Consider the following 11,937-nt stretch of genomic DNA (forward strand, 5'->3'; position numbering starts at 1 on the left):
CGCACACCGGCCTCCGAGGTTCGCCCGGTAGGTTCGGCGCGACGCATGTGGATCATGCGTCTCCGCTTACCCACCGCCGTACAAGGGGGACCATGGAGCAGCACACCGTCGGCCGTCGAGGGATCCTGCGGGCCGCGGGCGGGCTAGGGATCGCCGCACTGGGCGTGGGGGCCGGGGCGGGCACGGCGTCCGCCGCGATCGCCGCCTCGCCGCGCTTCGACCTCACCGCGCCCTCCTACGACCTGTTCCGCGGCCGGCAACTGCACGACGACACCGTCCAGCAGGGCTTCGCCTTCGACAGCGTCAACAAGCGCCTCTTCGTCGCACAGCGACGCAACGGCAGCGGTGAGACGTCCGGCGACCTCTGCATCACCGAGCTGGACTTCGCCGGCAACCGTGTCTCGGCCATGCACCTCACGGGCTTCGGCCACGGCGTCGCCTTCGGTGTCGAGCCGCGGGGCCGCGACAGCTGGCTGTGGACGGAGGTGGACGCGAACAAGAACGGCTACGGCACCCGGCTCGGCCGCTTCAAGTTCGTGCGGGGCGGCTCGCTGTCCCACACCTCTTCCGCGATCCAGAAGTACCGGCCGGTGGCGAGCGGCGTGGAGTTCACCTGCTCCATCGACCAGGTGAACGGCATCATGGTCGTCCGCCACCAGAAGAACGGCGCCAAGTACATCGCCGCCTACCGGCTGAGCCAGGCCTCCGCGGGCAATTTCAGCAGCCCGGTGGCCTACTTCAAGCAGCCCTCGATCCCGGGCACGGCACAGGGGTACACCTCGTACGGCCGGTACCTGTACCACCTGACGGGCAACGCCTACTCCGCGAGCAACCCGCGGCCCGGGAACACCCGCATCACCTGCGTCGACCTCAATTCGGGGGCCGTCAAGCAGGGGCCGGTCCTCACCAGGGCGGGCGAGAGCCTGTCCTACCGCGAGCCGGAGGGGCTGGCCGTCTACCGCACCGACTCGGGTCAGGCCCGCCTCTTCATCGGCTTCGCCTCCGGCACCGCGGGCGACCGCCGCTCGAACATCTTCTACAAGAAGGCGCTGATCTGAGCGTGTGATCGAGCCGCGTGCCGCCGGGGACACCGGTGGCACGGGGCCCGCACGGCCCCGGGGAGCTCGCCGTCTCGGCCTCCGGGACGGTTGCCGCCCCCGTCCACAGGCGCACTACCCTGCGGGTATGACCACGCTCTCGCCGTACGACTCGATGTCCCCGGTCACCCAGGCCGCCTACCGGGCCAAGGCCGCCGCCGCCGACCTCGCGCCGCTTCCGCGGGCAGAGAAGGACGACGCGCTGCTCGCCATCGCCGACGCCCTGGAGGTCCGGACCAGCGAGATCGTCGAGGCCAACGCCAAGGACGTGGCCAAGGCCCGGGAGAGCGGCACCAGCGAGGCCATCGTCGACCGGCTCACCCTCACCCCCGAGCGGGTCCGCGCCATCGCCTGCGACGTCCGGGACGTGGCGAAGCTGCCCGACCCGGTCGGCGAGGTCGTCCGTGGCTCCACCCTTCCCAACGGCATCGACCTGCGCCAGGTCCGCGTCCCGCTCGGCGTCGTCGGCATCATCTACGAGGCCCGCCCGAACGTCACGGTCGACGCCGCCGCCCTCTGCCTGAAGTCCGGCAACGCCGTCCTGCTGCGCGGCTCCGCCTCCGCCTACGAGTCCAACACCGCCCTCGTCCGCGTCATCCGCGACGCCGTCGGCGGTGCCGGGCTGCCCGCCGACGCCGTCCAGCTGGTGCCCGGCGAGAGCCGTGAGTCGGTCCGCGAGCTGATGCGCGCCCGCGGCCTGGTCGACGTCCTCATCCCGCGTGGCGGTGCCTCCCTGATCCAGACCGTGGTCAACGAGTCCACCGTCCCCGTGATCGAGACCGGCACCGGCAACTGCCACGTCTACGTCGACGCGGCGGCCGACATCGACATGGCGATCGACATCCTGATCAACTCCAAGGCCCAGCGGGTCAGCGTCTGCAACGCCGCCGAGACCCTCCTCGTCCACCAGGCCATCGCCCCCGCGTTCCTGCCGCGGGCCCTCGACGCCCTCGCCGAGGCCGGCGTCACCGTGCACGCGGACGAGCGCGTGCTGGCCTACGCCGGGGACTCCAAGGCGACGGTCGTGGAGGCCGTCGCCGAGGACTGGGAGACCGAGTACCTCTCGTACGACATCGCCGCCGCCGTCGTCGACTCCCTCGACAAGGCCGTCGAGCACATCCGGCTGTGGACCTCCGGGCACACCGAGGCGATCGTCACCACCTCCCAGCAGGCCGCCCGCCGTTTCACCCAGCTGGTCGACTCCACCACCGTCGCCGTCAACGCCTCCACCCGTTTCACCGACGGCGGCCAGTTCGGCTTCGGCGCGGAGATCGGCATCTCCACCCAGAAGCTGCACGCCCGCGGCCCGATGGGCCTGCCCGAGCTGACCAGCACCAAGTACATCGTCACCGGCGACGGCCACGTGCGCCCCTGAGACTCACCCGTTCGGCCGCACGTCCGAAACGCGTCTCGTCAGGCGGATGAATTTCCATACCGTCTGCCCAAATTGATCCCCCAGGTCTACTCTGGATCCGTGCCGGAGGACGTGGGGGGCACGCCGTTCTCGGACGGCTGGGAGCCCGACGACGACCACGACCGCGGGGTGTCGGACGAAGAGTTCGCCTCCGTGGTCTTCGACGAGGCCTTCGTACAGGCGGCCACGGTCCACGAGCCGACCGCCGTCGAACGCCTTCTGGCCGCCGCACAGGCCAGAGCAGAGGCCTCCGAGGCGGAGGCCCGTCGCACCCACGCCCGAGGCGAGCGCTACGAGGATGCCTACGGCCCCGAGGGGACCGATTTCGGTCAAGATCCGGACGACGATCCGGACGACGACGATCCGGAGGATGCCCACGTCCTCGGCGACCGCCACTTCGGTGGGTACGGCAAGCAGGTCCGCTGGCACCGGCCCGTGGCCTGGGTGCTGGCCGTCGTGATGGGCATCGGCATGGTCGCGCTGGCCTTCGCCGCCGTCTACCGAGGCGGCTCCGCCACCACCCGTGACGGGATACCCACCCCCGCCTCCAGCGGCCTCGAACAGGGCAGCGCCGCGGCTCCCTCCGCCTCCGCCGAGACCTCCCAGCCGGCGGCCTCCGCCACCCCGCGCTCCCCCTGAACACCCGCCTCCACTCTTGGTGAGCACCTGTCAGAAGTTGTCGTGTAGCAGGGCGTTTACCTGAGGCCCCCGAGACCTACTCTGAAAGTATGGGCGGGCCTGGAGACCCACCGGAGGGCGCACCCGAGGGCGGCCCCGCAGGTGGCGAGGACGAGTACCGATCCGTCGTGTTCGACGAGTCGTTCGTCCGTGCTGCCCGCCTCCAGGAGTACTCCGCCCAGGAGCGGATGGCCGACCACGCGCCCGCCGTACGCCGGCGCCCGCCCCTGCACCGCGGACTTCCCCGGCAGGCCCTGATCCTCGTCGTGCTGATCGCCGTCGCCTTCGCCACCGCGATCTACATGGGCGTCCGTCATCCCTACAGCGCCCCGCAGGCCCGGCGCGCCGTCGAACCCCTGCGGACGACGGTGGTCCCGCTCGCTCCGACGGGCGAGGTGCCCGGTGCCATCGACGCCGAGAACCTGTACGCGCACAGCCCCGCCGCCCCGTACGACGTCGGCGCGGAGGGCATACCCCTGCCGGCCGCCCGCAGCACCGCCCATTTCTCCGACAGCCAGGTGGTGACCGCGCTCACCACCGCCAAGGACTACATCGTCCGCTCCTCGCTCTACCCCGAGGTGCTCACCGGCCGTGACGTCCACCCCGTCCGGTCCCTCATCGACGCCGACCAGCTCGACCAGTTCGACCAGAGCTTCGACCACCCGTCGGCGGACGGCCGGCACGCCCCCACCGGCTGGCTGATCCGACTGGACCCGTCCCGCGCCCGGCTCGCCGACGACAGGATCCGCGTCCGCGGCGACCTGCAGGCCACCGAGAGCGACTCGGGCACGCTGGAGGTCACCGCCGACCACACCTTCGTCTACGCCCTGCGCCGCACCGGTGCCGCGAGGAACGCGCCCGTGTCCCTGTTCACCGTCCGCCGCGAGCTGACCTTCCGCTTCACCCGCGACGACCTGCGCATCCACCAGGTCCAGCTGGTCACGTCCTTCGTCCAGGCCGGTCCGCTCTCCTGCGCCGAGGACTCCGCCTCCTACCTCCGCCCCCTGGTCGCCGGCCAGAAGGCCCGCAGCGGCGGCCCCGCCGGCACCAACCCCTACGAGACGGACAGCCCCACGGCCCTGTGCGGGACGATGGCCGCCGGGGCCCAGCCGACGGTGTAGCGGGGGCGTTCGCGGCGCGACAGCCCTATTCCGGGGTGTCCGTCGGGCCCTCCTCCGGCGGGGGCGGGGTCCGGAAGCCCTCGAAGCCCCGGCGGACCCGGCCGCCCAGGTCGCCGGCGCCGCCCGCGAGGTCCGTGACCAGCTTCATCAGCGGATCCTTGGAGGCCTTCACATCGCTCGCGTAGCTGGCCGCCGACTCGCGGAAGGAGTCGCTGACCGAGGTGTCCTGGTCCTCGTCACGCCGCGGGTAGTGGCCGTCCATGATCCGCTGGAAGTCGCGGGACTCGGCCCACTTCTTCAGCTCGGCGGCCCGCACGGTGGTGAACGGGTGCGAGCGCGGCAGCACGTTCAGGATCTTCAGCACCGAGTCGCGCAGGTCGCCCCCGGAGTCGTACTCCTCGGCCTGCTCCAGGAACGCGTCCACGTTCATCTCGTGCAGGTGGTTGCCGCCCGCGATCTTCATGAGGCCACGCATCGAGGCCCGGACGTCCTGCCCCACCAGCAGCCCCGCCCGGTCGGCGGACAGCTCCGACTTGCGGAACCACTCCCTGAGCGCCGTGATGATCCCCATGATCGCGAGGTTGCCCAGCGGGATCCAGGCCACCTTCAGCGCCAGGCTGGTCAGGAACAGCAGGATCGTGCGGTACACCGAGTGCCCGGACAGCGCGTGTCCCACCTCGTGCCCGACGACCGCCCGCATCTCCTCCTCGTCGAGGAGCTCCACGAGCCCCGTGGTGACGACGATGATCGGCTCGTCCAGGCCGATGCACATCGCGTTCGGCTGCGGGTCCTGGTTGACGTACATCGGCGGGACCTTCTCCAGGTCCAGGATGTAACAGGCGTCCAGCAGCATGTCGTGCAGGTGCTGGAACTGCCGCTCGGAGACCCGCACCGAGTCGGACAGGAACAGCAGTCTCAGGCTCCGCTCGGGCAGCAGCCCGCTGAGCGCCTTGAAGACCGTGTCGAATCCGCTCAGCTTGCGCAGCGCGACCAGGGCCGAGCGGTCGGCCGGATGCTCGTAGGCACGCGAGGAGATCCCCGGGAAGCGCCTGCGCTGCCTGCTCGGCACGCTCTCGTGCCCCGTGTGCTGCTGGCCGTCGTCCGACATGTCTTCCCCCATGTGCGTAGGAGTGCCACTGTGCCCCCGAGGCGGGGCCCAGCCTAGGCGGAGATACCGTTGACGGGCAGTACAGCCGAAGGAGCCCACTCATGGATCACCACCCCGCAGCCGCCTGGCTGACCGAGGCCGCCGCGAGCGCCGTCCAGCAGCACGGGTCGGGGAATCTGCTCCGCATCGTCCTGGTCGTGATGGTCCTGGGCTGTGTACTGACCGCCTGGTTCCTGCTGCGCGGCTACAAGCGGAAAGACGACTGACAGCCGCCGGAAGTTCCGGGCGGGCCTCCCCAACGGAGGAGTCGGCGTGATCGCCGCGAGGCCGCCCGCTTACGATGAGCCGACATCTTTATCCCGCCCACACGCGATAGGTCCTGCCGAAGATGAGCTTCCACAGCGCCGCAGCCCAGTTGGTCACCCTTGCCGCCGAGGGCGAGCCGCACGGCGGAAACCACAACAGCCTGAACCCCGCCGTCACCGGCGGCAGCGCCCTGGTCATCCTGCTGCTCCTGCTGTGGATCACCACGCGCTTCAACCGCGACCGCTGAGCGGGGACCCCGTCCCCGGCCGGACACCCGAGGCCGGGCCGGTAGGGTCTGCACGCATGGGAGAGCAGGACATGCCTACCGGTCCGGCGTACGAGTCCGCCGACGACACGGTGAAGCACCCGCAGTACGGACCGGGCGACGGCCCTGCCCACACGGGCAAGCGACGCCTCGGTGTCATGGGCGGAACATTCGACCCGATCCACCACGGGCACCTCGTGGCGGCGAGCGAGGTCGCCACGCAGTTCCAGCTGGACGAGGTGGTGTTCGTGCCCACCGGCCAGCCGTGGCAGAAGTCCCACCGCAAGGTCTCCCCGGCCGAGGACCGCTACCTGATGACGGTCATCGCCACCGCCGAGAACCCTCAGTTCTCCGTCAGCCGTATCGACATCGACCGCGGCGGCCCCACCTACACCGTGGACACCCTGCGCGACCTGCGCGCCCTCAACCCCGACACCGACCTGTTCTTCATCACCGGCGCCGACGCCCTCGCCCAGCTGCTGACCTGGCGGGACAGCGAGGAGCTGTTCTCCCTCGCCCACTTCATCGGCGTCACCCGCCCCGGCCACCACCTGACCAACCCGGGGCTGCCGGAAGGCGGCGTCTCGCTCGTCGAGGTGCCGGCCATGGCCATCTCCTCCACGGACTGCCGTGCGAGAGTCGCCAAGGGCGACCCCATCTGGTACATGGTGCCGGACGGCGTCGTGCGCTACATCGCCAAGCGCCAGCTGTACCGCGGCGAGTGAGCCGAGAGGGGCACCGGTGAACGACCGATACGACAGGGGCGACGGCGGCTACGGCGCCGGCCCGTACGAACTCGTCGGCTACGACGAGTACGGCCAGCCCGTGTACCGGCAGGTCCCGGCACAGCAGGCCCAGCAGGCGACCTACGACCCGTACACCCCACAGCAGGGCTACGGCTACGACCCCTACGCGACTGGTCAGCAGCCGCCGGTGCCCTCCTACGACACCGGGCCGCCCTCACCGTCGTACGACGACCAGTACGGGTCCCAGGCCCCCTACGACCCTTACGGCACCGGCATCCGGCACGGCGCCGGCCACGACCCCTACGGGCAGGCCGCGAGCAGCGGGCAGCAGCCCCGGGTCGCCGAGCAGACCGCCTACATCCCGCAGCAGACCGGCCCGGTGGAGCACCCGCACGCCCCGGCGCACGCCGAGGAGCCGCGGGACGAGGGCGAACGGGACTACCACACCGAGCAGTTCGCGTTCGTCGAGGAGCCGGACGGCGACTCCGAGGACGTCATCGACTGGCTGAAGTTCACCGAGAACCGCACCGAGCGCCGTGAGGAGGCCCGCCGCCGCGCCCGCAGCCGGATCATCGCCCTCCTCGTGGTCCTCGCCCTCATCGCCGTCGGCGGCGTCGGTTACCTCTGGTACGCCGGAAAGCTGCCCGGCCTGTCCTCCTCCGGCTCCAAGCCCGGCGCGACGACGCCCGTCGGCGCCCAGAAACGCGACGTGATCGTCGTCCACCTGCACAACACCGGCAAGGGCGGCACCTCCACGGCGCTGCTGGTCGACAACACCACCACCAAGCAGGGCAGCACCGTACTGCTGCCGAACTCGCTGGCCCTGAGCGGCGACGACGGCTCCACCACCACTCTCGCCAAGTCGGTGGACGACGACGGCGCCTCCGGCACCCGCGACCAGCTCGACACCGTCCTCGGCACCGACATCCAGGGCACCTGGCGCCTCGACACCCCCTACCTGCAGAACCTCGTCGACCTGGTCGGCAACATCGACCTGGACACCAACACCGACGTGCCCGACCCGGACGCCAGGAAGAAGGGCGCCGAGCCGCTCGTCCACAAGGGCAGCGCCCAGACCCTCAGCGGCAAGATGGCCGTCGCCTACGCCACCTACCGCGCCCCCGGCGAGACCCAGAACGCCCAGCTGGAGCGGTTCGGCCAGGTCATGCAGGGCGTGCTGCGCAAGCTGTCCTCCGACCCGTCGTCGGCGACGGTCACCGTGCAGACCCTCGCCCAGATCCTCGACCCGCCGCTCACCGACAAGGACCTCGGCACCTTCCTCGCCAGGCTCGCCGACCTCGCCAAGAGCGGCGACTACAAGACCGCCCTGTTGCCCGTGCAGGCCGACGGCACCCTGAGCGCGAAGACCAGCGACAGTGTGGTGAAGGACATCCTCGGCGGCACCGCCAAGAGTCCCGACGCCGGCTCCGCGCTCCGGGTCTCCGTGCAGAACGCCACCGGGGTGAAGGACGACACCGAGAAGGCCCGCGTGGCGCTCCTCAACGGCGGCTTCACCTTCCTGGAGGGCGGCACCGCCTCCGGCGCCACGGCCGCCTCGAAGGTGGTCTACTCGGACGCCTCCCACAAGCCGGACGCCACCGAGGTCGCCAAGACACTCGGTCTGCCCGCCGGCTCCGTGACCAAGGGAAGCGTCTCCTCGGGCGCCGACGTCTCGGTCGTCCTCGGCCAGGACTACACACCCGCCGCATCCTGACCTGGGCCCCGCGCACCCCACGTGCCGCCGTAATCACGTGGGGTGCGCCCGGCGGTCCGTGAGACCCTTGAGGTCCAGTGACCGCCGACCGAAAGCTTTGTAGTGACCGCCACCGATCGTTCCCTTGAGCTCATCAACACCGCCGCCCAGGCAGCGGCCGACAAGCTCGCCCACGACGTCATCGCCTACGACGTCAGCGACGTACTGTCGATCACGGACGCCTTCCTGCTGGCCTCCGCGCCGAACGACCGCCAGGTCAGGGCCATCGTCGACGAGATCGAGGAGCGCCTGCTGAAGGAACTCGGCGCCAAGCCGGTACGCCGCGAGGGCGACCGCGAGTCCCGCTGGGTCCTGCTCGACTACGTGGACATCGTCGTCCACGTCCAGCACAGCGAGGAGCGGGTCTTCTACGCGCTGGAGCGGCTGTGGAAGGACTGCCCCGAGCTGGAGCTGCCCGCCGAAGCCAAGGCCACCCGCGGCAAGGCCGCGGAGCACGCCAGGCTGCAGGCCGCCGAGGCCGATCAGGAGCCGGGCGGGGAGTGGTGATGAGCGCCACCGGAGAGGTGACCGACCGCAAGGGCCGCGGCCGCCGCATCATCCTGTGGCGGCACGGCCAGACCGCCTGGAACGTCGAGCGCCGCTTCCAGGGCAGCACGGACGTCGCGCTGACCGAGACCGGCGTCGGCCAGGCCCGCCGCGCCGCCCGGCTGCTGGCCTCCCTGGGGCCCGACGCGATCATCTCCTCGGACCTGCAGCGGGCGGCGGACACGGCCGCCGAGCTGGCCGCCCTCACCGGCCTCGACATCACCCGCGAGGAAGGCCTGCGCGAGACCTACGCGGGCGTGTGGCAGGGGCTGACGCACGACGAGATCATCGCCCGCCACAACGAGGAGTACGCCGCCTGGAAGCGCGGCGAGGCGATCCGCCGCGGCGGCGGCGAGCTGGAGACCGAGGTCGCCGACCGTGCCGCGCCCGTCGTCCTGCGGCACGCCGAGAAGCTGCCCGAGGACGGCACCCTCGTCGTCGTCAGCCACGGCGGCACCATCCGCACCACCATCGGCCGGCTCCTCGGCCTGGAGGCCCAGCACTGGGAGAGCCTCGGCGGCCTCACCAACTGCTGCTGGTCCGTGCTCGGCGAGGGCGCCCGAGGCTGGCGCCTGCTGGAGCACAACGCGGGCACCCTTCCGGAGCCCGTCCTCGGCGACGACGACTGAACCGCCGCAGGCTCCCGGACCCCGGATTTCACTTTCTGGCAGGTCACAGGCTAAAGTTCTTCTTGTTCGCCCCGCCGAGCGGGGCGAGACACCAAGCGGCTCCGCCGCGTGGCACAAGGGGCTATAGCTCAGTTGGTAGAGCGCCTGCATGGCATGCAGGAGGTCAGGAGTTCAATTCTCCTTAGCTCCACAGTGATGAAGATCCCGTCCCGTCAGGGGCGGGATCTTCTGTTACCTCCTGGCGGACGACGCCGTGCGGACGACGCCGTCAGGCTTGAGTCACTCGGAGTCCTGCCTCGTATACCTCCGTACCGGCGCCCGCGGCGGGAGCCGTGTCCGGACTGGTACTGAGGCGTCGCTGACCGTATTGCTCCGGCCGTGGCAGAATCAAACGGCCGGAAGGGGGCGCGGCCCGACGGGAGGGAGTAGCGATGCCTGCGAGCATCCTTGAGGAGGGCTGCCACCTCCTCGGTGCGGCGTTGATACGGGACACGACCACCCGGCTGAGCTGCCCTTCCTGCGGTTCCGCGCATGTCGCGCAGGTCCTCGGTGACAACGGCGGGATCTCCTACGTGTGCACGGCCTGCGGCCACAGCTGGAGCTGATCGATGGGTGCACACAGGCGAAAGTGCGACTGGTGTGGCAGCGGTACCCCGATCGTCCGTGACATGGAGCCGATCAATCCCGACTACCAGTACTGGTGCGAGGAATGCGCGCGGGCGCTGATCATAAAGGGCGACCCGATCGAGACGTACCGGGAACTGGAGGGCGAGCCGATCTACGGCCGCCTCCTCGAGGAGCACTGCACACTCAAGCGGTTCTACTCCTTCGTGACGGCCTGACGCCGGCCACGCCGCCGCGCTCCGGCAACGATGTCCGGGTCAGCACCAGGAAGCACGCGCCGGCACCTCCGTAGACGGCCGAAAGCGTCAATTCCAGGGGGCCCTGGTGCAGTTCGGGGCGCCCGGTTCCGTGCGGCACCCACCAGGGGGCGTACGAGCAGAAGACCAGCAGTGTGCCGAGGGCCGCGGTCCGCGAGCCGTGCGACCACAGCAGCAGCACGAGTGGCACGCACCACACCCAGTGGTGCGTCCACGACACCGGGCTGGCCAGGAGCGCGGTGACGGCGCACGCGCACACCGCCCAGTCCCGCCGCCCGTCCAACTCCGCTGCCGCGGCCGTCGCGAGGCCCAGGGCGGCCACGACAGCCGCGCAGGCGGCCCAGAGGGCTCCCGGGTGGGGTGTGTGCAGAAGGCGGGCCAGAACGCCGCGCAGGGCCTGGTTGGCGGTGTCCTCGGCACGCCCGACCCGTTCCGTGCGGAACACCAGGCCCGTCCAGAACCGCCGCGAGTCGTACGGCAGGACGGCCGCCGCCAGCAGCGTCGCCGCGGCGAACACGGCGCCCGCCCCGCGCGCGTGCCGCAGCCACGGCCTCGCGTCCCTGCCCCGCAGGTGTGCGACGGCACCCGTCACCAGCAGGAACACCGGGAACAGCGCGGGTGTCAGCTTGACCGCCGCGGCCAGCCCCAGCCCCGCTCCCGACCAGGGGGCGTACCGGCCGCCGGTGCTGTGGGACAGGTCCCACAGCACCAGGACGGCCAGCAGCAGGTTGACCTGGCCGTAGCGCACGGTCGTCCACACCGGTTCGCACCACACGGCCGCCGCCGTGACCCACCAGACGGCATCCACGCGCGCGTGGCCGACGAGTTTCAGCGACAGCCGTACGAAGACCACCAGGAGCGCGAGGTTCCCGGCCGTCGCCAGGACGCGCAGGGGCGCGGTGTCCAGCAGGGTCAGCGGGGTGAAGAGCAGGGCCGCGAACGGCGGGTAGGTGGCGGGCAGATGCGCGGCCGTCGCCCGCAGCGCGTACAGGTCGCCGCCGGCACGCACGGTGGCGCCCTCGGCCCGGTACACCAACAGATCGATCATCGACACGTGCGCGGCCCGCTGTGCCGCCCAGAACGCCGCGAAGGACGTCAGACACGCCCCCACTGCGACCGGCACCCGACGGCGGGCTGCTGACGACGCGATCATGGGCACAGAAGCCGACATTAGCGGACGTATCGGTGTGGACGTGAAACCGATTTGGAGCTGCGTCCCCGGGCCTGTAATGTTTACGTCGTCGCCGGGGGAACCGGGCGAAACAATAGAACAAGGGGCTATAGCTCAGTTGGTAGAGCGCCTGCATGGCATGCAGGAGGTCAGGAGTTCAATTCTCCTTAGCTCCACAGAACTCGAAGGCGGACCATTCAAAGAATGGTCCGCCTTCGGCGT

The 11,937-nt window shown here is 70.7% G+C and carries 14 protein-coding genes and 2 tRNA genes; 14 read left to right on the forward strand and 2 right to left on the reverse strand.

Features of this window, described 5'->3' with window-relative positions; translation table 11 throughout:
• The first annotated feature begins 92 nt into the window (after positions 1–92).
• The 4 genes from ABZ624_RS32575 to ABZ624_RS32590 all read left to right on the forward strand — a co-directional run bounded on the left by ABZ624_RS32575 (position 93) and on the right by ABZ624_RS32590 (position 4,310).
• Positions 93–1,058, forward strand: coding sequence for a teichoic acid biosynthesis protein C (locus ABZ624_RS32575; RefSeq protein WP_360097116.1), 966 nt, complete (start codon positions 93–95; stop codon positions 1,056–1,058).
• A 127-nt stretch (positions 1,059–1,185) separates the two neighbouring features.
• Complete coding sequence (locus tag ABZ624_RS32580; RefSeq protein WP_360097119.1) at positions 1,186–2,472, forward strand: glutamate-5-semialdehyde dehydrogenase; 1,287 nt, start codon at positions 1,186–1,188, stop codon at positions 2,470–2,472.
• A gap of 99 nt (positions 2,473–2,571) precedes the next feature.
• Positions 2,572–3,150: a hypothetical protein gene (locus tag ABZ624_RS32585; protein WP_360097122.1), complete on the forward strand. Its 579-nt coding sequence runs from the start codon at positions 2,572–2,574 to the stop codon at positions 3,148–3,150.
• An 89-nt stretch (positions 3,151–3,239) separates the two neighbouring features.
• Positions 3,240–4,310, forward strand: coding sequence for a hypothetical protein (locus ABZ624_RS32590; protein WP_360097125.1), 1,071 nt, complete (start codon positions 3,240–3,242; stop codon positions 4,308–4,310).
• Between the two features lie 25 nt (positions 4,311–4,335).
• Here the strand turns inward: ABZ624_RS32590 and ABZ624_RS32595 are convergent, their stop codons facing one another.
• Positions 4,336–5,418 carry a M48 family metallopeptidase gene (locus ABZ624_RS32595; RefSeq protein ID WP_360097128.1) on the reverse strand — a complete coding sequence of 361 codons (1,083 nt, stop codon included), beginning with the start codon at positions 5,416–5,418 and terminating at the stop codon, positions 4,336–4,338.
• Between the two features lie 101 nt (positions 5,419–5,519).
• Here ABZ624_RS32595 and ABZ624_RS32600 point away from each other — a divergent pair, with 101 nt between their 5' ends.
• The 9 genes from ABZ624_RS32600 (at position 5,520) to ABZ624_RS32640 (ending at position 10,505) form a co-directional block, all read left to right on the forward strand.
• Complete coding sequence (locus ABZ624_RS32600) at positions 5,520–5,684, forward strand: hypothetical protein (RefSeq protein WP_360097131.1); 165 nt, start codon at positions 5,520–5,522, stop codon at positions 5,682–5,684.
• Between the two features lie 122 nt (positions 5,685–5,806).
• Positions 5,807–5,971 carry a hypothetical protein gene (locus tag ABZ624_RS32605; RefSeq protein WP_360097134.1) on the forward strand — a complete coding sequence of 55 codons (165 nt, stop codon included), beginning with the start codon at positions 5,807–5,809 and terminating at the stop codon, positions 5,969–5,971.
• 56 nt (positions 5,972–6,027) lie between these two features.
• Entirely contained in the window at positions 6,028–6,714 is a 687-nt protein-coding gene (gene nadD / locus ABZ624_RS32610; RefSeq protein ID WP_360097137.1) for a nicotinate-nucleotide adenylyltransferase, read from the forward strand.
• Positions 6,715–6,730: 16 nt separating this feature from the next.
• Complete coding sequence (locus tag ABZ624_RS32615) at positions 6,731–8,449, forward strand: LytR C-terminal domain-containing protein (RefSeq protein WP_360097140.1); 1,719 nt, start codon at positions 6,731–6,733, stop codon at positions 8,447–8,449.
• A 102-nt stretch (positions 8,450–8,551) separates the two neighbouring features.
• Positions 8,552–8,995, forward strand: coding sequence for a ribosome silencing factor (gene rsfS, locus ABZ624_RS32620; RefSeq protein ID WP_360097143.1), 444 nt, complete (start codon positions 8,552–8,554; stop codon positions 8,993–8,995).
• A complete protein-coding gene (locus tag ABZ624_RS32625) occupies positions 8,995–9,663 on the forward strand; it encodes a histidine phosphatase family protein (RefSeq protein WP_360097146.1) in 669 nt (222 codons plus the stop codon). The genes rsfS and ABZ624_RS32625 overlap by 1 nt, the downstream gene beginning before the upstream one ends.
• Before the next feature lie 117 nt (positions 9,664–9,780).
• A tRNA-Ala gene (locus ABZ624_RS32630) sits at positions 9,781–9,853 on the forward strand.
• A gap of 241 nt (positions 9,854–10,094) precedes the next feature.
• Positions 10,095–10,268 carry a hypothetical protein gene (locus tag ABZ624_RS32635; protein ID WP_360097149.1) on the forward strand — a complete coding sequence of 58 codons (174 nt, stop codon included), beginning with the start codon at positions 10,095–10,097 and terminating at the stop codon, positions 10,266–10,268.
• A 3-nt stretch (positions 10,269–10,271) separates the two neighbouring features.
• Positions 10,272–10,505 carry a hypothetical protein gene (locus ABZ624_RS32640; RefSeq protein WP_006136074.1) on the forward strand — a complete coding sequence of 78 codons (234 nt, stop codon included), beginning with the start codon at positions 10,272–10,274 and terminating at the stop codon, positions 10,503–10,505.
• On the opposite strand, the gene ABZ624_RS32645 is transcribed toward ABZ624_RS32640, so the two are convergent.
• Entirely contained in the window at positions 10,474–11,697 is a 1,224-nt protein-coding gene (locus ABZ624_RS32645; protein ID WP_360097152.1) for a glycosyltransferase 87 family protein, read from the reverse strand. The genes ABZ624_RS32640 and ABZ624_RS32645 overlap by 32 nt on opposite strands.
• Before the next feature lie 121 nt (positions 11,698–11,818).
• Between ABZ624_RS32645 and ABZ624_RS32650 the strand changes: the two genes are divergently transcribed.
• Positions 11,819–11,891 (forward strand) — tRNA-Ala (locus tag ABZ624_RS32650).
• The last annotated feature ends 46 nt before the right edge of the window (positions 11,892–11,937 follow it).

Origin of the sequence: Streptomyces sp. NPDC007205, assembly GCF_040634095.1 — a bacterium.
Taxonomy (GTDB): Bacteria; Actinomycetota; Actinomycetes; order Streptomycetales; family Streptomycetaceae; genus Streptomyces.

What these genes read in the sequence shown, in the direction of transcription:
- nadD (WP_360097137.1), top strand. Translation starts at nt 6,028, where the DNA reads ATGGGAGAGCAGGACATGCCTACCGGTCCGGCGTACGAGTCCGCCGAC.
- ABZ624_RS32600 (WP_360097131.1), top strand. Translation starts at nt 5,520, where the DNA reads ATGGATCACCACCCCGCAGCCGCCTGGCTGACCGAGGCCGCCGCGAGC.
- ABZ624_RS32625 (WP_360097146.1), top strand. Translation starts at nt 8,995, where the DNA reads ATGAGCGCCACCGGAGAGGTGACCGACCGCAAGGGCCGCGGCCGCCGC.
- ABZ624_RS32645 (WP_360097152.1), bottom strand. Translation starts at nt 11,697, where the DNA reads ATGATCGCGTCGTCAGCAGCCCGCCGTCGGGTGCCGGTCGCAGTGGGG.
- ABZ624_RS32575 (WP_360097116.1), top strand. Translation starts at nt 93, where the DNA reads ATGGAGCAGCACACCGTCGGCCGTCGAGGGATCCTGCGGGCCGCGGGC.
- ABZ624_RS32595 (WP_360097128.1), bottom strand. Translation starts at nt 5,418, where the DNA reads ATGTCGGACGACGGCCAGCAGCACACGGGGCACGAGAGCGTGCCGAGC.
- ABZ624_RS32635 (WP_360097149.1), top strand. Translation starts at nt 10,095, where the DNA reads ATGCCTGCGAGCATCCTTGAGGAGGGCTGCCACCTCCTCGGTGCGGCG.
- ABZ624_RS32580 (WP_360097119.1), top strand. Translation starts at nt 1,186, where the DNA reads ATGACCACGCTCTCGCCGTACGACTCGATGTCCCCGGTCACCCAGGCC.
- ABZ624_RS32640 (WP_006136074.1), top strand. Translation starts at nt 10,272, where the DNA reads ATGGGTGCACACAGGCGAAAGTGCGACTGGTGTGGCAGCGGTACCCCG.
- ABZ624_RS32590 (WP_360097125.1), top strand. Translation starts at nt 3,240, where the DNA reads ATGGGCGGGCCTGGAGACCCACCGGAGGGCGCACCCGAGGGCGGCCCC.
- ABZ624_RS32605 (WP_360097134.1), top strand. Translation starts at nt 5,807, where the DNA reads ATGAGCTTCCACAGCGCCGCAGCCCAGTTGGTCACCCTTGCCGCCGAG.